35 protein-coding genes are annotated in these 23,609 nt (G+C 58.6%); 27 read left to right on the forward strand and 8 right to left on the reverse strand.

Going from position 1 to position 23,609, the window contains the following annotated elements:
- Positions 1 to 22: 22 nt before the first annotated feature.
- The 3 genes from VVR12_RS03135 to VVR12_RS03145 form a co-directional block, all read right to left on the reverse strand.
- Positions 23 to 637 carry an ANTAR domain-containing response regulator gene (locus tag VVR12_RS03135; protein ID WP_368549656.1) on the reverse strand — a complete coding sequence of 205 codons (615 nt, stop codon included), beginning with the start codon at positions 635 to 637 and terminating at the stop codon, positions 23 to 25.
- Positions 638 to 753: 116 nt separating this feature from the next.
- Positions 754 to 1,119 carry a hypothetical protein gene (locus VVR12_RS03140; protein ID WP_368549658.1) on the reverse strand — a complete coding sequence of 122 codons (366 nt, stop codon included), beginning with the start codon at positions 1,117 to 1,119 and terminating at the stop codon, positions 754 to 756.
- 392 nt (positions 1,120 to 1,511) lie between these two features.
- On the reverse strand, positions 1,512 to 2,681 hold the full coding sequence (locus VVR12_RS03145; protein WP_368549659.1) for a tyrosine-type recombinase/integrase: 1,170 nt from the start codon (positions 2,679 to 2,681) through the stop codon (positions 1,512 to 1,514).
- 124 nt (positions 2,682 to 2,805) lie between these two features.
- Here VVR12_RS03145 and VVR12_RS03150 point away from each other — a divergent pair, with 124 nt between their 5' ends.
- Positions 2,806 to 3,306 (forward strand): hypothetical protein, encoded by a 501-nt coding sequence (locus VVR12_RS03150; RefSeq protein WP_368549660.1) that lies wholly within the window; start codon positions 2,806 to 2,808, stop codon positions 3,304 to 3,306.
- Between the two features lie 88 nt (positions 3,307 to 3,394).
- Complete coding sequence (locus VVR12_RS03155) at positions 3,395 to 3,586, forward strand: hypothetical protein (protein WP_368549661.1); 192 nt, start codon at positions 3,395 to 3,397, stop codon at positions 3,584 to 3,586.
- Positions 3,587 to 3,777: 191 nt separating this feature from the next.
- On the opposite strand, the gene VVR12_RS03160 is transcribed toward VVR12_RS03155, so the two are convergent.
- From VVR12_RS03160 to VVR12_RS03170, 3 genes are read right to left on the reverse strand one after another with little or no spacing between them, the layout of a single operon-like run.
- The gene (locus VVR12_RS03160) at positions 3,778 to 4,821 is read right to left on the reverse strand and encodes a hypothetical protein (RefSeq protein ID WP_368549662.1); all 1,044 of its coding nucleotides are present in this window, start codon (positions 4,819 to 4,821) and stop codon (positions 3,778 to 3,780) included.
- The gene (locus VVR12_RS03165; protein ID WP_368549663.1) at positions 4,818 to 5,183 is read right to left on the reverse strand and encodes an ImmA/IrrE family metallo-endopeptidase; all 366 of its coding nucleotides are present in this window, start codon (positions 5,181 to 5,183) and stop codon (positions 4,818 to 4,820) included. The genes VVR12_RS03160 and VVR12_RS03165 overlap by 4 nt, the downstream gene beginning before the upstream one ends.
- The gene (locus VVR12_RS03170; RefSeq protein WP_368549664.1) at positions 5,183 to 5,686 is read right to left on the reverse strand and encodes a hypothetical protein; all 504 of its coding nucleotides are present in this window, start codon (positions 5,684 to 5,686) and stop codon (positions 5,183 to 5,185) included. Before VVR12_RS03170 ends, VVR12_RS03165 begins: the two co-directional genes overlap by 1 nt.
- Before the next feature lie 49 nt (positions 5,687 to 5,735).
- Here VVR12_RS03170 and VVR12_RS03175 point away from each other — a divergent pair, with 49 nt between their 5' ends.
- From VVR12_RS03175 to VVR12_RS03185, 3 genes are all read left to right on the forward strand, one after another.
- Positions 5,736 to 5,966 carry a helix-turn-helix domain-containing protein gene (locus VVR12_RS03175; RefSeq protein ID WP_368549665.1) on the forward strand — a complete coding sequence of 77 codons (231 nt, stop codon included), beginning with the start codon at positions 5,736 to 5,738 and terminating at the stop codon, positions 5,964 to 5,966.
- A 108-nt stretch (positions 5,967 to 6,074) separates the two neighbouring features.
- The gene (locus tag VVR12_RS03180; RefSeq protein WP_368549666.1) at positions 6,075 to 6,308 is read left to right on the forward strand and encodes a hypothetical protein; all 234 of its coding nucleotides are present in this window, start codon (positions 6,075 to 6,077) and stop codon (positions 6,306 to 6,308) included.
- A gap of 16 nt (positions 6,309 to 6,324) precedes the next feature.
- Positions 6,325 to 6,489: a hypothetical protein gene (locus VVR12_RS03185; protein ID WP_368549667.1), complete on the forward strand. Its 165-nt coding sequence runs from the start codon at positions 6,325 to 6,327 to the stop codon at positions 6,487 to 6,489.
- On the opposite strand, the gene VVR12_RS03190 is transcribed toward VVR12_RS03185, so the two are convergent.
- The gene (locus tag VVR12_RS03190) at positions 6,464 to 6,712 is read right to left on the reverse strand and encodes a hypothetical protein (protein WP_368549668.1); all 249 of its coding nucleotides are present in this window, start codon (positions 6,710 to 6,712) and stop codon (positions 6,464 to 6,466) included. The two genes, VVR12_RS03185 and VVR12_RS03190, sit on opposite strands and share 26 nt — an antisense overlap.
- Before the next feature lie 102 nt (positions 6,713 to 6,814).
- Here VVR12_RS03190 and VVR12_RS03195 point away from each other — a divergent pair, with 102 nt between their 5' ends.
- The 3 genes from VVR12_RS03195 to VVR12_RS03205 all read left to right on the forward strand — a co-directional run bounded on the left by VVR12_RS03195 (position 6,815) and on the right by VVR12_RS03205 (position 7,944).
- The gene (locus VVR12_RS03195) at positions 6,815 to 7,057 is read left to right on the forward strand and encodes a hypothetical protein (RefSeq protein WP_368549669.1); all 243 of its coding nucleotides are present in this window, start codon (positions 6,815 to 6,817) and stop codon (positions 7,055 to 7,057) included.
- Between the two features lie 3 nt (positions 7,058 to 7,060).
- Positions 7,061 to 7,360 (forward strand): hypothetical protein, encoded by a 300-nt coding sequence (locus VVR12_RS03200; protein WP_368549670.1) that lies wholly within the window; start codon positions 7,061 to 7,063, stop codon positions 7,358 to 7,360.
- A gap of 260 nt (positions 7,361 to 7,620) precedes the next feature.
- The gene (locus tag VVR12_RS03205; protein ID WP_368549671.1) at positions 7,621 to 7,944 is read left to right on the forward strand and encodes a hypothetical protein; all 324 of its coding nucleotides are present in this window, start codon (positions 7,621 to 7,623) and stop codon (positions 7,942 to 7,944) included.
- On the opposite strand, the gene VVR12_RS03210 is transcribed toward VVR12_RS03205, so the two are convergent.
- A complete protein-coding gene (locus tag VVR12_RS03210) occupies positions 7,892 to 8,584 on the reverse strand; it encodes a hypothetical protein (RefSeq protein WP_368549672.1) in 693 nt (230 codons plus the stop codon). The two genes, VVR12_RS03205 and VVR12_RS03210, sit on opposite strands and share 53 nt — an antisense overlap.
- A 157-nt stretch (positions 8,585 to 8,741) precedes the next feature.
- Here VVR12_RS03210 and VVR12_RS03215 point away from each other — a divergent pair, with 157 nt between their 5' ends.
- The 19 genes from VVR12_RS03215 to VVR12_RS03305 all read left to right on the forward strand — a co-directional run bounded on the left by VVR12_RS03215 (position 8,742) and on the right by VVR12_RS03305 (position 23,602).
- Complete coding sequence (locus tag VVR12_RS03215; protein ID WP_368549673.1) at positions 8,742 to 8,996, forward strand: hypothetical protein; 255 nt, start codon at positions 8,742 to 8,744, stop codon at positions 8,994 to 8,996.
- Entirely contained in the window at positions 8,993 to 9,151 is a 159-nt protein-coding gene (locus VVR12_RS03220) for a hypothetical protein (protein WP_368549674.1), read from the forward strand. The genes VVR12_RS03215 and VVR12_RS03220 overlap by 4 nt, the downstream gene beginning before the upstream one ends.
- A 265-nt stretch (positions 9,152 to 9,416) precedes the next feature.
- Complete coding sequence (locus tag VVR12_RS03225; RefSeq protein WP_368549676.1) at positions 9,417 to 9,572, forward strand: hypothetical protein; 156 nt, start codon at positions 9,417 to 9,419, stop codon at positions 9,570 to 9,572.
- A gap of 3 nt (positions 9,573 to 9,575) precedes the next feature.
- Entirely contained in the window at positions 9,576 to 9,905 is a 330-nt protein-coding gene (locus VVR12_RS03230; protein WP_368549677.1) for a hypothetical protein, read from the forward strand.
- A 41-nt stretch (positions 9,906 to 9,946) separates the two neighbouring features.
- Positions 9,947 to 10,324 (forward strand): hypothetical protein, encoded by a 378-nt coding sequence (locus VVR12_RS03235; protein ID WP_368549678.1) that lies wholly within the window; start codon positions 9,947 to 9,949, stop codon positions 10,322 to 10,324.
- Positions 10,314 to 11,081: a hypothetical protein gene (locus VVR12_RS03240; protein WP_368549679.1), complete on the forward strand. Its 768-nt coding sequence runs from the start codon at positions 10,314 to 10,316 to the stop codon at positions 11,079 to 11,081. Before VVR12_RS03235 ends, VVR12_RS03240 begins: the two co-directional genes overlap by 11 nt.
- A 61-nt stretch (positions 11,082 to 11,142) precedes the next feature.
- A complete protein-coding gene (locus VVR12_RS03245) occupies positions 11,143 to 11,862 on the forward strand; it encodes a hypothetical protein (RefSeq protein ID WP_368549680.1) in 720 nt (239 codons plus the stop codon).
- Positions 11,863 to 12,247: 385 nt separating this feature from the next.
- A complete protein-coding gene (locus VVR12_RS03250) occupies positions 12,248 to 12,484 on the forward strand; it encodes a hypothetical protein (protein WP_368549681.1) in 237 nt (78 codons plus the stop codon).
- Positions 12,481 to 12,687, forward strand: a complete 207-nt coding sequence (locus VVR12_RS03255) for a hypothetical protein (protein ID WP_368549682.1) — start codon at positions 12,481 to 12,483, stop codon at positions 12,685 to 12,687. The genes VVR12_RS03250 and VVR12_RS03255 overlap by 4 nt, the downstream gene beginning before the upstream one ends.
- A 214-nt stretch (positions 12,688 to 12,901) precedes the next feature.
- The gene (locus tag VVR12_RS03260) at positions 12,902 to 15,556 is read left to right on the forward strand and encodes a phage/plasmid primase, P4 family (RefSeq protein WP_368549683.1); all 2,655 of its coding nucleotides are present in this window, start codon (positions 12,902 to 12,904) and stop codon (positions 15,554 to 15,556) included.
- A 266-nt stretch (positions 15,557 to 15,822) separates the two neighbouring features.
- Positions 15,823 to 16,257: a hypothetical protein gene (locus VVR12_RS03265; RefSeq protein ID WP_368549684.1), complete on the forward strand. Its 435-nt coding sequence runs from the start codon at positions 15,823 to 15,825 to the stop codon at positions 16,255 to 16,257.
- A gap of 18 nt (positions 16,258 to 16,275) precedes the next feature.
- Positions 16,276 to 16,695 carry a hypothetical protein gene (locus VVR12_RS03270; RefSeq protein WP_368549685.1) on the forward strand — a complete coding sequence of 140 codons (420 nt, stop codon included), beginning with the start codon at positions 16,276 to 16,278 and terminating at the stop codon, positions 16,693 to 16,695.
- Positions 16,688 to 17,341 carry a hypothetical protein gene (locus tag VVR12_RS03275; RefSeq protein ID WP_368549686.1) on the forward strand — a complete coding sequence of 218 codons (654 nt, stop codon included), beginning with the start codon at positions 16,688 to 16,690 and terminating at the stop codon, positions 17,339 to 17,341. The genes VVR12_RS03270 and VVR12_RS03275 overlap by 8 nt, the downstream gene beginning before the upstream one ends.
- Positions 17,342 to 17,585: 244 nt before the next feature.
- Positions 17,586 to 18,065, forward strand: a complete 480-nt coding sequence (locus VVR12_RS03280) for an HNH endonuclease (protein WP_368549687.1) — start codon at positions 17,586 to 17,588, stop codon at positions 18,063 to 18,065.
- Between the two features lie 150 nt (positions 18,066 to 18,215).
- A complete protein-coding gene (locus VVR12_RS03285; protein WP_368549688.1) occupies positions 18,216 to 18,683 on the forward strand; it encodes a phage terminase small subunit P27 family in 468 nt (155 codons plus the stop codon).
- Between the two features lie 16 nt (positions 18,684 to 18,699).
- Entirely contained in the window at positions 18,700 to 20,466 is a 1,767-nt protein-coding gene (locus VVR12_RS03290) for a terminase large subunit (protein WP_368549689.1), read from the forward strand.
- A gap of 51 nt (positions 20,467 to 20,517) precedes the next feature.
- Positions 20,518 to 20,763: a hypothetical protein gene (locus VVR12_RS03295; protein WP_368549690.1), complete on the forward strand. Its 246-nt coding sequence runs from the start codon at positions 20,518 to 20,520 to the stop codon at positions 20,761 to 20,763.
- Entirely contained in the window at positions 20,763 to 22,793 is a 2,031-nt protein-coding gene (locus VVR12_RS03300) for a phage portal protein (RefSeq protein ID WP_368549691.1), read from the forward strand. The genes VVR12_RS03295 and VVR12_RS03300 overlap by 1 nt, the downstream gene beginning before the upstream one ends.
- A gap of 20 nt (positions 22,794 to 22,813) precedes the next feature.
- A complete protein-coding gene (locus VVR12_RS03305) occupies positions 22,814 to 23,602 on the forward strand; it encodes an HK97 family phage prohead protease (RefSeq protein WP_368549692.1) in 789 nt (262 codons plus the stop codon).
- Positions 23,603 to 23,609 lie beyond the last annotated feature (7 nt).

Genomic DNA, 23,609 nt, shown 5'->3' on the forward strand with positions numbered 1-23,609 from the left:
CACCCCGGGCCTTTTTACATGCTTAGGAGACTTGGCTGACCACGGTCTCTGCGACCTCGCGCATCGACAAACGGCGATCCATCGAGGTCTTTTGGATCCAGCGGAATGCCTCCGGCTCCGAAAGTCCCATCTTCGAGATCAGCAGGGACTTCGCTCGCTCCACCATCTTGCGGGTCTCGAACTGTTCTTTGAGGTCGGATACCTCGTTTTGGAGCGCCTTGATCTGCTGGTAACGGCTGATCGCCACCTCAATGGCGGGGATCAATTCGTGCGGGGTGAAAGGTTTGACGACATAGGCCATGGCACCGGCTTCGGTGGCGCGGTCCACGAGCTCTTTTTGGCTGAAAGCGGTGAGCAGCACGACCGGGGCGAGCTGTTGCTTGCCGATCTCCTCAGCGGCGGTAATGCCGTCCATGATCGGCATTTTGACGTCCATCAGAACCAGGTCGGGTCGGTGCTGTTCTGCCAGCTCCAAGGCGGTCTTGCCGTTGTCGGCTTCGGCGACCACGGTAAATCCCTCATCGCGGAGGATTTCCACGATGTCCATGCGAATGAGTGCCTCATCCTCGGCGACTATGACAGTGCGAGCCTCAGCTGCATTCTCAACGTTGGAATCCTGTCTGGTCTGCTCTGACACTTTCGCACCTCAACACTAGAAATAGGGATTATCGTTGTCTCTTATTCTTTCACGCCCACGGTGCTTTTGCACCGTGGACTTCGACTCGCTCACACTTTGCGGCGTTAGCGAAGGAGTTAGATGGACAGATGCGACCGTACGTGACGGACGAACTCGGCGGCCTGAGCGGGGTCAACGGTGCTGGACGGGCCCAGCCCGTCGAGAACCTCGACCTTTCCGGCAGCGCCCACAAACGCGTGGGTGCCGTTTTGCTCGCTGTAGCTGTTGATGGATTCGTACGGGGTCACGGTGGTTTTTTCTTGGCCGTGGTTCACGATGAGGTTCTTATCGGTGGCTACTACGATGCCTTCGACGGTGACCATCACGCGTTCGACTTTTTCGTCGGCCTCTAGCTTTTCATCGATGCGTCGAGCCTGGTCTTTGAGCGAGAAACGCTTGATGAAAGTGGCATCGTTGACGATCTTTTCTAGTTCGGGGTGCATGAAACTCTCCTTTGAGCTTGTAACACGTCGGTACGCGTGTGGAAGAGCGACATCCGCTCCTGGGGCTCGGCAGCCGGGGTGTGCTGTCGTAGTTTGTAGTTTAGAGTCTGGTCGGTTGAATACGTAACTCAGCGCACACATTTGGGAGATAAAATGCAAAAAAATACCCCCGACAAGGGATGACTCTCCTCGTCGGGGGGGTGATATTGTGCCCAAGGTGGGACTCGAACCCACACTCCTAAGAACCGCATTTTGAGAGCTAAAACCTAATACACATGGTGGTTGCCGGTGGCCTACTTAGTTGGTTTTATGCGGGTTCCACCTGCTGCATAAATCACCGTACATCTACGTTCACGAACCCAGGAGGTGTGCAAAGAGGTGTGCAGAAACCACTACCCAAACAACGCAGCCCCCACACGATCCGCCGCCTCACGCTCCATCTCCTCCAACACATGCTGATACCGCTGCAACATCGACGCCGACGACCACCCCATCATCTGCATCACCACCCGCGAGGACACACCCAGCGACAACAACACCGTCGCCGCCGTATGCCGAGCATCATGCACCCGCAAATCCAAACCCAACCCACCCGTCACACGCTTCCAATTCCGCCGATCATACGCCGGCAGAATCCTATCCCCACGCCTGGACGTGAACACTAGATCCCATTCCCGCCCCTCAACATCAACCGCCCCGGTCCACGCAGGCCCCTCCTCCAGACGCCACTTCGCCTGGATCACCCTCTGACGACGAAACACCTCCACCATCTGCGGCGGCAACGCGATCGTGCGCGTACCGGCAGCAGACTTCGGGGACTTCATCACGAACCCACCACCCGGGGCTACAGCCAACGCCCGACGAACCTTCAACACCCCAGCATCCAGATCCACGTCATCCCAGCACAACCCCAGCCGTTCCCCCTGCCGCAACCCCAAAGCGAGCGCGACAGTGAACGACGGCCCGAACTCATCATCGAACCGCAGCGTACTAATCAGGGTCTTAGCCTGAGCCGGGGTGATCACCCCCGCCTCAAACTGCGCCGGCTTCGGAGCCTTCAATCGTTCGGCGGGGTTGCGGGTGATCATGTCCCGGTGCACGGCGTCCTTGAGCGCCTTGGAGAGGACGCGGTAGAGCTTCAGGACGGTTGATTCGGATTTCCCAGCCTGCCTCATGCTGTTGAGTATCCGCTCGACGTGGAGGGTATTGAGCTTGGTCAAGGTTGTTTCAGCTGCAGGGTGGTTGAGGACCCATTTGGTGAGTTGTTGGGTGTAGTCGCGGTGGGTGCGTGGGGACACTTCGGTGGCGGCGACGTTTTCCAGCCAGTAGGTGATCCAGGTGGCGAGGGTGGTTTTGGTGGGGTCTTCGAGGTTGCCGGCATCGAGGTTGCGGCGCCATGCGCGGTATTTTTCGGTGACTTCGGCGCGGGTACGGCCGGTGAAGGCTTTGCGGGTGGGTTTGCCGGTTGTGGTTTGGGTGGTGCGGGCGTTGATTTGCCAGCGGCCGTCCCCGCGTTTGTAGGGTTTGGATCCTTCGCCGGGAGCGCGGTGGGTTTTCGGCATGGTGCTATCCTTTACGGGTTGTTACTTGCTGTGATGCAAAAGGGGAAGGTGCGGTGTGTTGATCGACCGGGTCATCAGGTTCCTATTCATATGGGTCATCAGAGCTTTTGTGGTTATAGGCGTCATGTACTTCACCCTTTTTTTGGTGTGGGTCGGCGCTCCGATAGAGCCACTCACCCGACTCATCGAGACAGGTGGCAAGTTCATGGAATCGTTGAGTCACTGGAACGGGTTGTTTACGTTCCTGGCTGCTCTCTATGCGGGAAGCAAAGCCGTTCAGGTGAGCCAGCACCGCCGCGAAGAGGCAGAAGCCGCAGAGTTTCGGGACTATATGAAGTGGATTGCAGAGAACATCGACCTGGACGGGACTCAGCCTGAAGTAATCATGAAGTCGAACTTCGGATTGAACATCCTGTACAAGTACATAAAAGAACCCCCCGCCTCGCTTTCCGAGATGGATCTAGCGATTGCGCGAAACATCCGAGCTGAAATCTTGGAAGGTTCTGACCCTGTGAGTGCGATGTCCCCCATTGAAAAAGAGCAGCAATTTAGCGAGCAAGGCGACGCTGATGATCATGCTCTTAAGGATGAGATCTTCGGTCGACCTCAGCATGACAGTCATTGAAGATATGTTTCCGCTAGGCAATAATGAAGTTACCCGGTTGCTACCGGCAACGCCTTTAAGGAGGCGTGACTCTTGAAAGGGAAACACAATGTCTACCGCTTATCAGGCTGCCCCACGTCAGCGCATGCGGTCCCAGGATCGCGTGTACAACCGTCAGAAGTTGGAAGCGCGGAAGCAGATGCACTTGAAGAATTTGAAGGAAGCCGCCAAAGAGGGCCGGCCCGTTGTGCAGAAGAAGCCCGAGGGTTTCGTGAAGCGTTTCTTCGGGCTTCAAAGCTAACTGTTCGCGCTGTTCTATTTTAGATTGCCGGTGTTTCACTGGTAGATTCGTCTTTCGTACCTGATTGCTATTTGGGTTACATCCTTGCCCTCGTGTCTGGTGGCCGCCAGACGCGGGGGCTCTTCTTTTTATGCCCTGATCCGGGGGGTGAGGTATAGGGATGCCCCGGTGTCACCACTGGGCAAATTTCTTTATTTCACCTCGACAGTTGACTCAAGGGAAAAATTACCTAAGTAATGACCAACGGTTGCTTCGGTTGTCTTTGTAGCAGCTGCAGGGTCCGGAGACTGGATTAACGCACAGGTACCACCATGTGACAATTCAGCTAGTGATGCCGCGTCATACGCCTCGCTTTGAGCTGCGCCGCTCAAAGAAGCTATTCCGCTTTCTGATACTGCATAATCTATAGGCCTCCACCCATGCTCATTCGAGCTGGCCCCTGTTTCTTTTAGCTGCTCTTCGGTTGCGCTATTTGAGCAGAGTGCACCCCACGACCCATGAAGCTGTTCCGGCATTGCGGCGTTGACTTCTTTCTGCGCATTGGGGCTAAATATGCGGAAATTGATGTCGTTGCCCTTAAGCGTGGTCCCGTTGAGATCGGCAAGGATGTCGTTGCTACCGACTGGCTCAGTTGGTTCTGGTGCTCCTGTAGCTTTGTCGGTTTCAGCCGATTTTTCGCTAGGAGTTAGCGCGTATGATTCATTGATAGTCGCGTGGGTGATTTCAGCGGGGTATTTATTTTCGGTGGCGAGAATAATTGTTTTTTTCTGTCCTGCTGCGACTTGGTATTGATCCCCGCTGAAGGCGTTATGAACCTCGATGATTCGATTGGCGGCATCACCGGTAGGTTCAGGGGTTGGTTCTTGATAGTTCAGGAAATCAGAGAGCATTGAATACTCGACCAGTTCGCCTTCAGGTGTAGTGAATGATGCTTTGTACGCGCTGGTGCTGTTACTCCCGTTGATGTTGTCCACGGTAACTGCGAGGAAACTAAGGGGCTTGTCTTTTTTGCCCATGAGTTCTCGTGCCTCGGCGACGCCTGCAGGGGCGTTGACATCTATTGTGGCGGTGAATTTAGCTCCGTCCTCCGTGCTACCTTCCCAGTTTTTTACCTGTTTGTATGTTTGAGGAGTGGGGGTGGAGCTGGAGGATGCTGTATCTGATGTGGGTGGATTAGCTGAGCACCCTGTGAGAGCGGCAAGGGTGATAGCGGTGATGGTGACTACTTTTTTCATGGTGTGTTCCTTTGGTAGGCGCGGAGTATCTTCGTTGTTACTCCTAGCTCGTAGGCTACCTGATTTTGGTATTCGTAAGCGTTGCAGGCGCGGTGGTAGTCTTCGGGGTCGATAAGCCGGCTTGCGGCGATTCTATCGGCACGCGCCTCAGCCTTTGCGGATAGATATTGGGGGACGAAGGGGGGATCGTACTCAGCGTGGACTATCTCGTGAGCAATGGTGCATCTGCGTTGGATGGCGGTCAGGTCACCCCTAATGATGATTGTCTTGTTGCCTACCCAGAGGCCTCTTCTGCCGCGCCCTGGGTCCCCCTCGATGACACGCAACCCGAGTTGGATTGCGTGCCTGTCGGGGTCGTACATTAAGCCTCCATGTCGCCTTCGTCGTAGTCGTCTTGATCATCTGTGTCTGCGGCGAGGGCGTATCCTTCTGGCGCTTCAAACGGGGAGTGTTCGTCGAAGTAGGTTGCCCCCCGTTGCATTCTCCGCAGTATCTCGTCTGCTAGTTCTTGCTCAGAGGCATTATGTAGAACTCCAGATGCTTGTAAACGTTGAACTTCCTCGTTGGTGAGGTGACCTGATCGGCGAAACAGCTCAAGCATGTTGAGTCCGGTGGCGCGTGCTATGTCTCGCACGGTCTCCATCGTTAGCGGGTTTACTCCGTTGAGCTGCCGTGTGAGCTTGGATGGCTGGTAGCCGCATGCAAGCGCGATCTGTCGCAGTGTCTTGCCGCTTTTTGCGGTGATGTATTCGCTTAATTCCATGTCTCTAGTATTGCACATATGCAACACATTTTGGGGCATATCGGCAACAAAATAAGGCTCCTCAGAAAAATTTTTCCTGAAAGTGCCCATTTTGTGTTGCATCTGAGATTCATAGTGTTCTATGCTGGTATCACACCGAGGAGGTGAAGCGATGGAAATCCCATTCAACTCAACTTCTCTTGACCGCTTGAAATCAATCAAGGGGTTCCGCTGGGACTACGAACTTGCACAGTACTTGGAAGTAGACCAGGGGACGATCTCAGACTGGCGCGCTGGCCGCGTAAAGCCTAAGTACAGCACAGTTATCCGCCTCATGCGCGGCGGGTTAACTCTTGCTGAGATCGCTGGAGAACCTGAAATTCCCGCTCAGAACGCGGCTTAATTACCCCCCCCCCCCTTACCGTTCGCGGTTCGGGGACCCCACACTGGTAACTGGTGTTCGCACCTTTGCCATGAACCAACAAGGTTCTAAACAAGAAAGGACATAGCTATGCCCACGAAACACGAGATCCGCGACGCCCTGCTCGGCTTCTACGACGGGCGCGGGGAAGTGATGTCACGCTCCGCTGCGAACAAGCTGGCCGACAAGATCAAGCGCCAACGGTTTGTGACTCCTGAGTTTGTGAAAGTCATTTCGCATGGTGACCCTACAGGCGAGCAAGCAGTCAACAACATCCTGCGCTCACTCGGTATCAACATCCACACCGGAACCCACCACGCCTAAAGAAAGGCCATCACCCATGAAAACCACCAACATGATCCTCGCCCTCGCCGGGATCATCTACATCACGAAAACATGCACCGACTACCTCTCACAGCGTAAGAAGAAGCCGGTGCATGCCCGCGTCATCGGCGCAACCACGCCGAGCGATCTAGCCTTTAGGCTCCAAACTTCCAGTTGTTGAATTGCATGATGAGCTCAGGCTCATGATCAGGGGTCTCATACACGACAACACCGTCAATCCGTCCCATGTTTTTCACCATGATGACGCCATCACCCATGTTGAACGGGACCGCCTGATTCCTCGTCATGAGTTCCTGAAAGATGCTGACCAATTCAGCAGCGTCCTTCACGTCCTCGACTTCCACAAGCGGCGATTCTTTATCGAACTTGAAATAAGCAGACACAGTTACCTCCTCTCCGGAGATTAACCATACAGTCAGCCACCAGCACAGACCGGCCCACCGGCCTCACCCATCCCCACCACACCTAAAGAAGAGACACCCCGCATGAAAAAACTCCTGCAACGCGCCCGCTACTGGGCGCTCATCCTATCCCCACTAGGAGCACACCTTGTCGAAAAAGACCTCATCACCTTCATCGAAGGTGACACCTACTGGGAAGAACAACAGCAGAAAAAACTCAACCAGAGGTTGGACAGCATTGTAGAAACCCAAGCGTTCATCCTCGCGCGCCTAGAGAACGCACAGTCCCCGCACATCCCTCAACCCGAACCTAAGAAGGGTCACTAACCCGTGAAAACCACCGAAGAAATCCTCGCCGAAGTCCGCCCCGTTGAGAAGGCCATCTCCGCTGTCCTCAAAGAGCTCGGGGACGCACGCGTCACCTACTTCGTCAACACGTACGCCCCCGACGCTACCAAACATCAAAAGACGCTAGCGGCGCTGAACTTGCTCACTACACTAGACCGTTCAATGCCTGAGCTAAATGAGCATCGTGATTCTCTTGAGACCCTGCTTGCTCCGTTGCGTCAATCAGTTGTTCCAACAGCTCCAACAGAGGAGCAGGGACCTGCTCAGAGTGATCCTGCTTAAGGGTTTCGAGGTTCTTCCGAGCCTCGTTGAGAGATGGTGTAGCGGACATGGCTGCACCCCTTCCTGTATCTGAAATTGATAAAAGGTAACGGCCCACTGGTATCGGGACGTTACCCTTCACACAATAGGGGACAAACAACCATCCCCCTAGAGGTGGCACCCGCACGGATCACCGCGAGCGCCCCCCTCCCGCCCATAAACAAGCCCCCTGACCCTGCACCGGGCCAAGGGGCTTACTACTATCCAAAGAAGGAAAAACAATGCGCAAGCTAACCAACCTCATCCAGGCGTTCGACAGGCGCCGCACCATGAACCGCGTCCTCAAACTCCTAGAGGACAACAAACAATGGGAGATTGATCAGAAGATCCTGCAGGTGAAGGGCGGTAAACTTGACCCCCGCCTGGACGTCCTCATCAACGTCCAATCAAAGCTCTTCGGCCTGGCAACCCTCAACGAACAGGAGAAGAATCCTCGCCCCCTAGAGTGGCACGAGGTGGACGCAGTGATCCGCGGGGAGATCGGGAAAGTGCTTATTGGCCAGGGGGCAGCTGACCTAACCCGTAACCGACCAACTCTCCTATAACCGTGTTAGTCACCGGGTGATGAAAAAAGTCTCGGAGAAACTGACGGAACTTCTCTTTTCCACTATCCGAGTTACTACTTTCAGCTGCAGCTTGAACATAAATTTTGAGTAGACGAACTGATTCATTGAAATCCGCGATATTCAATTCGTCATCTGACTCCAATGCATTTTTGATGTGTTCAATCAACCAAGTCGCATGGCTAACAAAGTCATTATCAAGGTCCTCTCTTTCTTCCTCAAAATACTGCAACAAGGCATCGAGCTGGCTGAGAAGATCAGGCTTCCGGCTCTCCAGCGCCTCGAAATTAGTCCTAAAGCCGGGGATATAGGCGTCCAGCTGAGTGCTGAGGGCGCGGAGCATGTCTGTGTTCTTGGCCGAGAACTGGGTGTTACCCCAATCCTTGCCGTAGTGAAAAATAGCTCGTTGCCAATTAGCTATCGGTTCATGGTAAAAGGAAAAATCAAGACCTGACTTGCTTTCAAGGATATTAACCAGCTCGGACAGCTCAATGGTTAGTTTCACTGCACGAATTGCTTCTAAACGAGGCCCGTCGTTGTTCATAGAGATCTGTGAGTAGGCCGAGCCCCCTCGTCGAGTCCACTCTTGAAAGATTCGTTGAAGTTCAGCAGCTGGATTCATTGGTTCCCCCTTGTTTAGTCACATTGTTAGTTCCGGGTTCGTGGCCTGCGGTGTCCTGCCGTGGGCCTTTTCTATACCCGAAACCCGGTTATTTGATCCAGAGCACATCCTACCAACCCCAGACCACCATCAACCCCAGATAAGGAGCATCCGGACGATGAGCAACGTCGCCGAACTCAACCCACCGCCCCTCCCCCAACCCTACGAAGCCGACCGGCTCTACACCCTCGACGAAGCCGCCCACAGGTTCGGGCTGTCCACCGCCAAATGGATCCGAGACCAAATCAAAGCAGGCCGCCTGGAATACATCGACCTCAACCCCAACGGGCAACGCGAAAAACTCCGCGTCAGCGCAACCGCCCTCAACCGCCTCGCCCAATCCCTCACCCACAACCCAGGAGCCACCCCATGAAACCCACCACCTGGTACGCCGCCGCCACCGCAACCCTCATCTTCGGATACACAGCCCCCATCACCGACGGCAACGGCGCAACCCTGCTCTACATGCTCGCCGTCGCCGCCGTCACCCTCAACAACCCACTGACCAGGAAGACCGCAAGGCGATGAGACCCAAACCCAAAGACAGCGAGGAACACACCCGCAAGCTCAAGACACAGGTCGAGAAGTTCCTCGCCCAACGCAGAATCCGCGAACAACGAGCAAGAACCCAGGCTGAGAACGAGAGGAAACGCCAAGCATGGCGCAAACACATACATACATTGGCACCTTTGGCACCCAGTACAACAGAGGCCCCCATCCCGAATGCCCAGGGCTATCCGGCGATCATTACGTCACCGTCCAAGCGGACTCCCTCATCCAAGCGCACCAACTAATGCTGCGCACATTCGGCCAAGCCTGGGCGTTCATCTACCCGGCCTCCGACTGGGCGCCCGCCACCTTGAACAATTTCGCCCCCGCCGGTGAATACGGGCGGATCAGCCCAGACGGCGAATTCACCATCAACCCCCAACCCAAGGAAGCAGCCTAAACAATGAACATCACCCCCGCCTCTCAGACCACCGAAGACGCCCTTAACGAGCTCGTCGAACTCCAGAACCGCGTCGCTCCTGACCTCGCCCGCATCGCCGAGCTGGAGAAATTCCTCAAGGCCCTCGACCCAGGCAAGTACACCACCGGCGCCCTGGACCTGACGGTGTCCCGCTCCGGCCGGTTCTCCAAGAAACGCTTCGCTGAGGCGTTCCCGCCGGAGACCCACCCGCAGTTCTACAAGACCACCGTGGAGCCGGATGTGAAGACGATCGCGCCTGCGGTGAAAGAGCAGTTCACCGATTACTACGACAACCGCATCAAAATCAGCTAACCCCACGCCCCCTTGTTTGAAGAGAAAGGCCGTTTTGGCCCATGTGCCCACAAACCAACAGCATCATCGAACCCACCGATGAAGAACACGCTATCTACCTGGAATCCGCCACCGACACCGGGCAGCAGGAAATCCTCTCCCTGCTCAACATCAGCCCCACCGACCTGACCGATGATCAGATCGCCGGGGTTTCCGCGGCCATGCATCAGCTCGCCCTCGTCGCCGCCCAAGAACAACTCACCGCCGTCCTGGACAAGCTCTCGGCGGTACCCCACGCGTTCTCGGCAGCGGAGATCGTGTTGATGCTCGCCGGCGCCCACCAGGCCCTGACCCCGGCGGCGGATCACGTCGGAGGGCACTTCGAGTTCTACTACTCCCAGGAGCTGGAACGCCGGGCGGGGGTGCCCCATGCCAGTTAGCACCGTCCGTGTCCGCCCCGGCGGCGGGACCGGTTTCGACAAAGCCACCGAAACCGCCGAACTGCTCATGGACACCATCGAAGACCATATCACCCACCACCCGAGATCCCAGCAGGTTCGGATTGGGCCGTCTGAAATCGGTATGGACTGCACCCGCCGCCTGATACACAAGCTCGCCGGCGACACTGAACCCGACCGGGGACCCGCGTGGAAACCCACGGTCGGGACCGCCTGCCACTCCCAGATGGAGGAGTGGTTCGGCAAGGAAAACGAGTACATGCCCGGTGCCTACATGATCGAACAACGCGTCAAGGTAGGCCGGATCGGAGACACCGAGATCACCGGTTCTACCGACCTGTTCATCCCCACCATGGGCACCGTCGTGGACTGGAAGTTCGTCGGCCCCACCCGCCTCAAACAGTACCGGGTCAAGGGCCCCTCGAACCAGTACAAGGTCCAGGCTCACCTGTACGGCAAGGGCTGGGTCGCAGCCGGGTACGACGTGAAACGGGTGATGATCGCGTTCCTCCCCCGCGACGGGGAACTCTCCGACTCGTACTTCTGGTGGGAGGACTTCGACCCCATGGTCGGGATCGTGGCGCTGGCTAAAGCCAACCAGCTCCACCAGGAGATCCAATCCCACGGCAAAGATTTCGCACTGGCACAGTACGCCCCGTGTGAGGACCGCTGGTGCCCGTGGTGCGCACCAGCAAACAAGGTCCAGGCAACCCGCGCAAACGACATGTTCGCCGCCTAGCGGGCGGGTTGACCACCCCTAACCAGCACCAACCAATAGAGAAAGAAATAGGTAAAACATCATGATGGATATGTTCGCACCCCAGGCATCGACCTCCGCGAAGTTCCCCAATCCCGGCGATACCGTGGCCGGTGAAATCCTCGAAATTGGGGAGCCTGTCCAGGCCCGCAAGTACGGCACCCAGGAGCCGGACTTCTGGCCCTCCGGTGACCCGATTATGCAAGCCAAGATCACCCTGCAGACCCAGGATCGTGACCCGTCGAACCCGGAGGATGACGGCAAGCGTGGGCTGTGGGTGACGCAGTCCGGTAAGGCCGGGGGCCAGTTGGCGGCGATCCGGGACGCGGTCCGTGAGGCTGGGGAGCAGACGATCAAGGTCGGTGGGTTCCTGCAGGTCCAGTTCACTGGCCACGATCCGGAGTCGAAGAACCCCGCGAATCCGCGGAAGTTGTACGCGGCCCGTTATGAGGGCCCGGCGGCTGGTGGTGGCATGTTTGGTGTCTCTGCACCGGCGCAGGGCGCCCAGCAGGCGCAGCAGGCACCCCAGGGCCAGCAGAACCAGCCCCAGGGGCAGGCTGGTTTCCAGCAGCACCCCCAGTCCCAGCCTCAGCAGTCGTTCCAACAGCAGGCGCCCGCCCAGACCCCGCAGCAGGGCCTGGACCCCGAGATCGAATCCCGCATCAAAGCCCTGATCGGGATGAACATCGACACCGCCGCGATCGTGAACTCCATGGCGCACCCCGCCGTCACCGCCGACGTCGTCGACTCATACCGCGGCTAAAACCCCGCCACCCAACCCACCATGTGCCCGCCCACCAACCCAAGGGGCGGGCACACCCCCATGACAAAGGAACATAAAAAGCCCATGCCTACTAGCAACTACCCACTAGCACCTGTCCGCATCCGATTCCACCACGGCAGAAAACACCCCGCGCACCACCTCGTACTCCTAGCCAGCGCACGCTACGCCACCCTCTACTGCAAAATCTGCAAGAAATACATCACCACTCCAAATGGCGAGCGCAAACACCTCATCCTGTTCTTCTCCAACATCCGGCACCTACCCCGTTTCATCCACATAGCCGGGAGGCACCTCACCGAAACCCACGGGCCCCAGAGCACGTACGCTACAGCCGCCTAAACCATCTATCCCACAGGGGCAAGAATTGAAACCGATCAAGATCACCATCCAAAAAACAGCGGTCGTTGCCCTCGCCGGCGACCGATGGAACATCTACAACTACGCCACCTACTGCCACCCGTGCGGCCGCTACCTCACCCACGCAAACCCCACCCGATACAACCCACTCCACCTCATCGCAGATGCAGCACGCGCCCACGTGCTGCACACCCACCCCGAGATCACCGGCCACAAATACATCGCATGCATGGATGAACAATGAAAACAGCCTTCTTCACCGCCGCCGCTTTCCTCAGCATCGGGGCGGCGTTCTTCATCGGCACCGCTATCGCAGCTGACTTCTTCGCGCTCCCCCGAACCGACATCAGACCCATCATCATCGGGGCACTGACGTCATTCCTCACCCTCAGCGCCGAAACCCTCACCTTCGGCACCTACCTCCACAAGAAAGAACAACAAAAATGATCCTCCTCGTCCTCGCCACCACTATCCCAACCCTCACCCTCACTACCCTCCTAGCCGCCACCACCATCGCGCTAGAAGCGACAGACACCATCATCAACCCATAAACCCATAAACCCATAGAACCGACCACCGGCGGGCCAGGACTCCACCAAAGTCCTGGCCCGCCGAACCATACCCCATAAACCAACCCCTAGAAGAGGAAAGCAGACACGAGATGAGCCCCACCCATGCAAACATCCAGGCCACCGCCCAAAACCTCCACAAACACCACATCAACATCATCCCCACCCTCAACGACCACACCAAACGCCCCGCCCTCACCTGGAAGCACTACCAAACCAACCCCAACACCACCCAAGAAATCAACACCTGGTTCGGCAACGGCAACCCCCACAACTACGGCCTCGCCATCATCACCGGCCGCGTCTCCGGCAACCTCGAAATGGCCGAAATCGAAGGGAAAGCCATCCACCGTCTCCCCGAAATCGCCGCCCTCGCCGAAGACACCGGACTCGGCGCCCTCTGGGCACGCCTCACCACCGCCTGGACCGAACAATCCCCTTCCGGCGGCATCCACTGGATCTACAAAGTAGACCCCACCATCAAACTCCCCGGCAACACCAAACTAGCCCGCAAACACAACCCCAACGCCACCCCCAAATGGGAGGTCCTCACCGAAACCCGCGCCGAAGGCGGCTACTTCGTCACCGCCCCCACCACCGGCGACCACCACGAAACCGGCCGCCCCTGGACCCGCCTCACCGGCGGCCCCGACACCATCACCACCCTCACCAACGAGGAACGCGAAGCCTTCCACGCCCTCCTGGCCTCGATCGGCGACGAGGAACCCGAACCCGAACAACACCCCACCCTCAACATCCCCACCACCGGCGGCCACGACTGGACCGACGGCGCTAAGCCCGGTGAGGATTTCGAGCTGCGCACCACCTGGGACGAGATCATCGGTGCCCACGGATGGACCCGATCCCACACCGCCGGCCACACCACATACTGGGTCCGCCCCGGCAAGAAACCCGGCCAGGGTTTCTCGGCGACCACCGGCCGCGACCCCCAGCGCGACCGCCTCTACGTCTTCACGACCTCCACCGAGTTCGAGCCCGAAACCCCCTACACAAAATTCGGCGCCTACGCCCTACTCAACCACGGCGGGGACTACTCGGCGGCCGCCCGCGCACTGGCCAAAGACGGCTACGGCAAAGAACCCGCCATGCCCGCCCCGACCCTCGCCGACATCCTCCCCGCCACCCGAAAGGACACCAACCAATGGAACAACAACGACAGCCGTTCACAGGCAGAACCTACGGGCGAGACATCCCCGACCTCATCTGGTACCGAGAAATCGAACCAGCCACAACACACCACGGCCCCATCACCAGCATCCAACGCCACCGAGAACCCCACAGAACCCGATACATCATCACCTACACCAACGGCGCCCGATACCACCTCACCCACCTCCCCCGGTGACCTACCGCTGCAATCCGACGAAGGTAACGCCCAACTCCTCATCCACCAACACGGCAACCGGCTGCGCTACAACCACACCGCAGGCCGCTGGTACGTCTGGACCGGCAACAAATGGGAAGAACAACCCACCGGCGGCGGCCTAGCCCGCGAACTCGCCAAACAAGCCGCCCTCACCCTACCCACCAACGACCAAACCGAACGTAACTGGAAGAAGAAATCCCTCTCCGCCATGAACATCACCAACACCCTCAAATCCGCCCAAACCAACCCACGCATCGCCACCACCAACGAAGCCTTCGACAACAACCCCTACGAACTCAACACCCCCGCCGGAATCGTCAACCTACGCACCGGCCACATCACCGAACCCAACCCCGAGAACATGCACACACGCATCACCACCACCAGCCCCGACCCCGAAGCCGACCAAACCCCCTGGACCAACTTCCTCAACCAAACATTCCCCAACGACCAAGAAATGATCGGATACATACAACGCCTCTCCGGCTACTCCCTCGTCGGCAAAACCCGCGAACACATCCTCCCCTTCGCCTACGGCTCCGGCGCAAACGGCAAATCCGTGTTCATGGACACCATCGCAGGGATCCTCGGCGACTACGCCGGCACCAGCCCCAACGACTTCCTCATGGCCAACAAATACCAGCAACACACCACCGAGATCGCCCGCCTCTCCGGTATGCGCTGGGTCAACTGCTCCGAGGTCAACGAACACGACCGGTTCGACGAAGCCAAAACCAAGCTGCTCACCGGCGGCGACAAACTCACCGCCCGATTCATGCGGCAGGACAACTTCGAATTCACACCAACCCACCACCTCTGGCTCGCCGGGAACTTCCTACCCTCGGTCGAATCCGGCGGCGAAGGATTCTGGCGCCGCCTACGCATAATCCCCTTCGTCCACACCGTCCCCAAAGACCAGCGCATCCCTGACCTGCAAGGAACCCTGCAGCGGGAACACGGCCCGGCGATCCTCGCCTGGCTCATCGAAGGCGCCCGCATGTACTTCCAAGACGGCCTACAAGAACCCGACCGGGTCAAAGCCGCCACGGAGGAATACGAGGAATCCCAGGACACCGTCGCCCGCTTCATCGAAGACATGGTCGACCTCTACCCCGGTAACGCGAACTACACCGCCGAGGTCTCCAAGGTCAGTCAGGAGTATGAGGCGTGGTGCCGGGCTGAGGGTGAGGAACCGGTGATGGGCCGCTCGTTCGCGAAGCAGCTGTCACATCACGGGGTACTGACCGGACGCATGGCACCCCGCGCTGTAAACGGCGGGCGCAGGGTCTACGGCGGGCTTCGATTGAAGTCCGATCAGGACCGCCTTGACAACTCAAATTCCTTCTTCGGGAACGGCTAAAACGGCCCGGAAAGTTGTGTCACTGATGTGTCACTGGCCAGTTCTGCAGCAGCTGGTCAGTGACACAACTTCGCCCATCAGTGACACAACTTTCAAATAACGAACCTCTCCGACCATGCGTAACCTGCAACCACCAGCAACGAAAAAAGTCAGTGACACAGTGACACTAGTGACACAAATTCATAACAAGCTATAGCGCGCACGCGCAAAGGGATGAAACCAAAACATGTGTCACTGACGTCGCCCCAACACCCCAAAAAAACACCATGCCCAAAAAACAACAAACCACCGGCCAAACCACCCTTCAACTCCCCCACAACAATCCCCGCCCCGGCACCCCCAACTGGGCACTCCAACAACTCACCCAACCCCGCACCAATTACCACCACGACACCCAACTCACCACCTGCACCCACTGCGCAGCCATCATCCTCTACGGCTACGCCGACGGCTGGCCCACCCAAACCGACCCCATCAACCTCACCCACCACACCCAAACCATCATCCACGCCGCCGGCCGCCCCCTCTACCAACTCACCACCAACACCACCGGCACCGCCTACCGCCTCCACCTCGCCACCGGCCCCAACGACGCCCTCACCGTCCTCACCAACCACAAATGCCACTACCCACCCCCAGACACAAACATCCTCACCCCAAAACCCGCCACCTACCCACCCGGATCACCCCCACCCTTCTAAACCAACCCAGGAGAACCCATGACCACCTACAAACTCACCATCCCCATCCCATACACCACCAACCCCAAAACCGGCCGCCAAGAAGCCAACCTACTCTCCGCCAACACCCGCAAACACTGGACCGACCGCAAAACCAAAACCAACCACTGGCGACCCGCCGGCCTCAAAGCCGCCCAAGCCGCAGCACTGCCCGTCCTCACCCCCTACGCCGAGATCCACGCCCACATCTACAAAGCCCGCGCCGGCCGATACGACCCCGCCAACCTCTACCCAACCGCCAAAGCCATCATCGACGGCTTCACCGACTACGGCCTCACCGAAGACGACGACTACACCCACCTCGACGGCCCCCACATGCACCACGGCGGATTCGACAAAAACAACCCCCGCATCGAACTCACCATCACCACCTACCCAGAAGGGAACCCCCATGCATAACCCCCACCTCACCTACATCCGAGACAACTGGGCCAACCTCCACGCCTACCGCATCCCCGGCACACCACGCCCACGCCGAGCCATCGAACCCTGGATCAAACTCCACCCCACCCCCAACGCACCCAAAGCACCCCTACACCTCGACACCCTCGACCTCCTCCAAGCCACAGCCAGGGACGCCCGAGAACTCCTCACCCTCACCGGCCAAACACACATACCCCTCATGCCCCAAACCATCACCGAACTCGACACCGCCCTCGCCCACACCACCGACACCGCCTGGGCCAACACCACCACCGAATGGGCAGAGCTGCGGGCAGAACAAATCCGCGCCCACCTCAACGGCGACCTCGACGGGCAAACCATCACCGGCCGCTGCCCCATGTGCAAAACCCCAGACACCCTCCGCATCCGCGCCATCACCTCCCACGCCGCCCCCGAACCCTACATCGTCTGCGAATCCGGGCACTGCAACCCACCATCAACCCACTGCACCTCATGGATCTGGGGCAACCCGGCCTGGCCAATTCACGAATGGGAATGGTTCGGGGGCCTCCTCGCAGCCGAAAACGGAGAAAAAAATCAACCAATTTCCCGCACTCAACCACCAGCAACCACCAGCAACGAAACACCGTTTGCCGCCTAAGTTATCCACAGGCACAATAGAAAACAGGGCCACAAGTGTAGGCACAACCTCTTCAAAGAACCCCCTGACGAACCACATCGCCAGGGGGTTCACCCATACCCCCACCACCCCAGGACCCCACACCATGATCCAACACGACGAACACGGCAACGAGATCGAAGACGACGGCTTCATCACCCACCCCAACGACCTCACCCCAAACATCAACACCCAACCCGAACACCTCAAAGACTGCGACTAACCCATGCCTACCGAACCACCCGCACGCTGCGCCAAACCCGGCTGCGGACGCTTCGCCACCCACAACAACCGATGCGACCACCACCAACGCACCGGCTGGCACGAACACCGCAGACTCCACGGCACCAACGAAACCCGCAAACGCATCGGCATCACCGACACCACCTGGGAAGGCCTCAAAACCGACACCATGACCAGGCATCAAGGACGATGCCACTGGTGCGGCCACGACGGTGCAGACCAAATCGACCACATCCAAGCCATCGGACTCGGAGGCGCACGCACCGACCCCGACAACCTCGCCCCCATCCACTCGGAACCATGCCACCGCGAGAAAACCACCCAGGAACTGACCGAGATGCGCAAACGCAAACAAGGACGAGGCAACCCATTCTTCACACCAATCAACAAAAACCAGAACCTACAGAAGCCCCAGAGAGCGCCTGAGAAAATCAACACCAACCCAGGCATACGGCACCTGTAGAAAAACCACTCACAACGAATCCTCACCCCGGGGAGGGGAGTCAAAATCAGAACTCCTCGACACACCCTTGCGGCCGAGGTCAAAAAGCACACGCGAGCGCGAAACCGTAACCACCCCTTAACTTAGACACAGGAAGCGCAGGTGAAATCCATGGCAGCCAACACCGGCCGCAAGGCGAAACCTCGCGCCCTGAAGATCGTTGAGGGTAACCCCGGCCGCCGCCCCATCGAAGAAGAAGTCAACTTCAACCGCGGCATCCCCACCAAACCCGCTGAGCTCTCCCCCGACGCGTCCTGGCTATGGGACGAGATCATGCAGCAGATGCAGGGCGTGGGTTTGTTGAAGCCGGTGGACGCGTCCTCGTTGGAGGTCGTGTGTGAAACGTTCGCGCGGTGGCGTGAGGCGGTGCGTATGCGCCGCGGTGACGGCATGCTGTCGGAGAATTCGCAGGGCCGCGTCACAGCGCCCTGGATCGGTATCGAGGAGCGAGCCGGTAAGGAATTCCGGGCGTGGTGCTCGGAGTTCGGTCTCACTCCGGCTGCAGAGAAGAACGTTTCCGGCGCTGATGAAGCAGGAGCGGGAGCGCAAAACCCGTTTGACGGTGTAAAAGGAGCTTAGAGGGCGGTGATCAGTGGTGAATTTAGACGACCCACTGTCGCCTGATGAAGTCGATATCCCCACCGCTAGGGTTCTCAAACGCTTGAAGATTTCCCCGGAGGTCGCCTATTACCTACTTTCGAGGGGTTTTGAGCTGCCGGAATCCCCGCCGAAGGTGAAGACTCCGGAGCCGAATAAGGTCAAAGGGGCGGTGTTCTCCCCGGGCAGGGTCGATAAGGTTCTGCGTTCCATGCATGTTCTGCGGCATACGCAGGGCGATTACGCTGGGAAACCTCTCGACCCGCTGCCGTGGCAGGTCGCTTACATTTTCGCCCCGGTCTTTGGGTGGGTGATGGAGTCTGAGGATCATCCGGGCCGGTGGGTGCGGGTGATCCGCAATGTGACGATTGATGTTTCCCGTAAGGCTGGTAAGTCGACGATTTGCGGTGCTATCGCGCTGTATTTGACGGGCGCTGATGATGAGGCTGGTGCTCAGGTGGTGGCTGCGGCGACCACGAAGGAGCAGGCGAATTTCGTGTTCGCGCCGATCAAGCAGCTTGCTGAGTCCACGCCGGCGTTGAAGAAGTTGTTCACCGCGGTGAAAACTTCGGTGGTGCATAACCGGTCTTTTTCGTCGTTCAAGGTGATCTCGAACGTGGCCGATGCGCAGCACGGGGCGAACCTGCATGGGGCGGTCATTGACGAGATCCACGTGCATAAGCGTAAGGACCTGATTGATGTTCTTGAATCCGGCACGGGCTCCCGTTCTCAACCTCTGATTTTTAAGATCACCACTGCTGATGAGGGGAAGTCGAACACTCCGTATGCGTTGAATCGTGACTATGTGGAGAAGTTGGCGCGGGGGACGATTACCGACCCGACCACTTATGGGGCGATTTTCGCCGCCGATGATGATGACGATCCTTTCAAGGAGTCGACGTGGCGTAAGGCTAACCCTGGGTATGGGGTGACGCCGACGAAAGCGTTCATGCGGGCTGAGGCGAACAAGGCGAAGAACTCACCCGCCCAGTTGGCGCGGTTTAAGCGGTTGCATCTGGGTATCCGCACGAAGGAGTCCACGGCGTGGATTGAGATGAGGGATTGGCAGCGTAATGCCGGGGCCCACATTGTAGAGGATGATCTGACTGGCCGGGTCGCTTACGGCGGCCTGGACCTCGCCTCTGTGTCTGACCTGACGGCCTTGTGCTGGTTGTTCCCGTTTGAGGACGGTGAGGATGGTTACGACGCGATCTGGCGTTTTTGGACGCCTGAGGATAACCTCCCTGCGCTTGATGACCGTACGGGTAAGAACGCTTCGGCGTGGGTGAAGCAGGGGTGGTTGACACTGACCCCTGGCAATGTCACCGACTACGGGTTCATCCGCGATCAGATCAATAAGGACATGTCCGCTTTCGATGTGCAGTCGATCGGGTATGACCGGTGGAACTCGTCCCAGCTCGTCAACGACCTCGTTGATGATGGGGCGCCGATGGTGAAGGTCGGTCAGGGGTACGCGACGATGAACTCCGCCCTGGTGGAGATGCAGCGCCTGGTGAAGCTTGGGGCTAAGGGCCGCCATAACCAGAACACTCCCCGTATCCGTCATGGTGGTAACCCTGTCGCGGCGTGGTGTGTGGACAATTTGGCGGTGGATATGGACCCGGCGGGGAATGTGAAGCCGTCGAAGGCGAATTCTTCGGAGAAGATCGACGGTGTTTCCGCCCTGTTAGATGCCTTGTCTGAGGGGATGCTCGCCGGGGATATCAGCTCTGTTTATGAGGAGTACGGGGTCCGCGCCGTTTAGTAACTACAAGAATGTTTTTCTGCTGCTACCCGGGAAAGGGGTGGGTTATTGATGTTGCCGAATCATGGGCAGTTCCGCCTGAAGACCGTGGTGGCGGTGACCTCCACCAACGATTCGATCATGGGAAGAGTGCGTTGGAGCTCTCGTCATCATCTTGAGCTGATGAACGCGTCCATCCTGGGTCCAGGTCAGGAGGGGAAGAAGCTGGCGGGTTCTGTCACGGTCCCTACGGCTACGTTGGCGTGGATTCAGGTTGTGGATGAGACCCATGTGCAGATCGAAGGGAGTGAGGTCTAGTGGGTTATGGTATCCGCGACGGTGACATTATTTCGCTGTCTAACCCAAAAGCTGGGGCGCTGACTCTCTCGGTCCCGTTCTGGGATTATTCCCCGCGGGGGACCCTGGACCCGTATGATCTGTGGGCGACTCAGCCGGCAGTGCGAACCGTGATCGGGTTCATCGCCCGCACGGTCGCCTCCGTCCCCTTCCACGTTTACCAGGGTGATAACCAGGGCGGGAAGGTCATTGACGCAGCCCACCCGTTGAACCGTGCCTTACACCGCCCCTGGCCGAAACAAGGGCAAGGGCGTTTCATTGAGGCCCTGATCCTGGATATGTACATTTACGGCCGGTGGGCGTTTTTGGCGATGCCTGACGGTGAGGGCGGGTATGAGTTCCCGAAGCTGAAGGCGAACAGGTTCAGCATGGTCGTGGACGGTTTCGGGCGGTTCAAGCAGGCCGCTATCCACGCCGCTGACGGGTCAGGGATTGACACTGTCCCCTTGGAGCACGTGGTGTTCGATCTGGGGCCTGAACCCCTCTTCGGGGAGCACCGCACCGGTTCCACCTCGGTAACCACGCTGGAGGATTTGGCGCGTGAGCTGACCGCAATGGGTGAATACCGTGAGGACCTGTTCAAGAACTCAGCCCGCGTCCCTGCGGTAATTGAGCGCCCGAAGGACGCCGGCCGCTGGTCAGATGCATCTTTTGATCGTTTCAAACGCGAATTCAGTACCTACCGCGCTGGTGGTGGTAACGCGGGCGGCACCCCGATCCTCGAAGACGGGATGACGTACAAACCTGTGAGCACTGTGTCCCCCAAGGAGGCGCAGTACATTGATGTTCGTAAGCTGGCTTTGGAGGAGGCGGCGCAGGCGCTGCATGTCCCCCCGGAGCTGGTAGGTGCCCGGGAAGGAACGTACTCGAACATTGTGGCGCTTCGTGAACAGCTCTACCAGGACGTCCTCGGCCCGCTGATCAAGTGGACTCAGGAGGCGATGAACGTCGGCCTGGAGCACCTGCTCGGGCCAGGTGAAGAGATCCGGGCGGACGTTGATTCCAAGCTGCGCACGGACTGGGCTACCCGGGCGAAGATTTACCAGACTTCGGTTGGCGCCCCGATCCTCACCGTTAATGAGGCTCGCGCCCGTGAGGGTATGCCTGCCCAGGAAGGCGGCGACACGCTCATCACCCCGCTCAATGTCACCAAGGGTGGCTTGGCGTCCCCTACGGATACGGGGCAAACGAATGAGCCTGACCCTGCTGACCCTTTGCCGGCGATCGGGGGAAAAGCTCGGCCCGCGACCGTAGCGAAAGCTGACGGTACAGACGCGGGCGATGCCGAAGACACCAAGTCTTTCGCTGATGGTGACTCAGACGCCCTGCAGCAGGCAATAACTGCTCTTGAGGGGGCCGCGGTTAAGGCGGTTGAGGAGATCGTCGCCGGCTTGTCGGAGCGTCTTGGTGTGGGTCGGAAAGCTCCCAGTGATCTTGAGGCCGCCCTGGGGCAGGCGTACATGGTCAAGGACGAGAAGCTTATCGCCCAGATCCTGGCTGAATACCTGCCGGATGTTGCGGCGGAATCCTCACTGCAGACGTTCGCGCAGATGGGCGCCGAGGTCGGGGCGTGGCAGGCCGAGTCGCAGTACTCGTGGTTGTCGAAGGCCGGGCAGACCTACGCCCGTGTCCTCGTCGAGGAGCGGTTCTATAAGCGGATTGAGGAGGTCATCTTCGCTGATGACTCCGATACGCAGATCCGCGCGGTCCTCGACGACGCTGGGAATCAGGCGAAGAAATGGGTGACCGGGACAGTCACGGAGGTCGTGAGTTTCGGCGCGAAAGACGCAGCCGAAGAGGCCAAAGCCACCCATAAGACGTGGTTGACGACGTCCGCGCACCCGCGAGACACCCACGCGGAGCTGAACGGGCTGACGATCCCCATTGAGCATGAATTCCCGAACGGTCTCCGGTGGCCGGGTGATTGGACAGGGCGCGGCCCTGAGACAGCGAACTGTAAATGCCGGCTGCGGTACGAGAAACTTTTCTAACCCAAGGAGGGTGAAGGGCTATGGCCTTCACGACGAAAGCCTTTGACGTCGCGATCCAGGGTGCCGGTGACGGTGAACTTCAGGACGGGCAGTTCAAGGCGCTCATTTCTACCTATAACCCTGACTCATATGGGGACGTGGTCGCCCCTGGAGCGTTCAAGAACACCATCGCCGCGTGGGAGGCGCGCGGGGATCAGATCCCGGTGATCTGGGCCCATGACTGGAACGACCCGTTCTCCCATATCGGTGTAGTGCAGAAGGCTGAGGAGACCGGGGACGGCCTGGTCGTCACCGGGTACATTTCCCCCGAAGAACGCGACTCGAACCCCAAGGCCGCACAGATCTGGCGGCTGATGAAGTCCCGTAGGGTCACCCAGTTCAGCTTCGCGTTCGACGTCATTGAGGGCGGCACCATCGACCGAGACGGGAAGTCCTACTACGAGCTGCGCGAGCTGAAAGTATACGAAGTCGGCCCCTGCCTGCTGGGAGTGAACCAGGAATCCGAGCTACTGGCCGCCAAAGCGCAGCGGCTGGAGCGGGAGAACCTAGGGCCGGCCGCCCGCAAATCCTTACAAGCCGCGTGGGAGACGATCGGGCAGATCCTCGACGTCACCCCACAGAGCGAAGAAGACCACCCCGCCGAGCAAGACGCAGGCGGGGATATGACCGGAGTGGACGAAGCAGCCAACCCCGCCGAGGGGCCCGCTAGCGACCCAGAAACCAATCCGGCAACTGCGCTCCTGCAACGCCTTGACCTTGATCTGGCGATCGCAGAAGCAGAAACCGAAACCCTAGAACAGGAAGGATAGGCGCTTC

The organism is Rothia sp. LK2588, from assembly GCF_040946465.1.
GTDB lineage: Bacteria > Actinomycetota > Actinomycetes > Actinomycetales > Micrococcaceae > Rothia.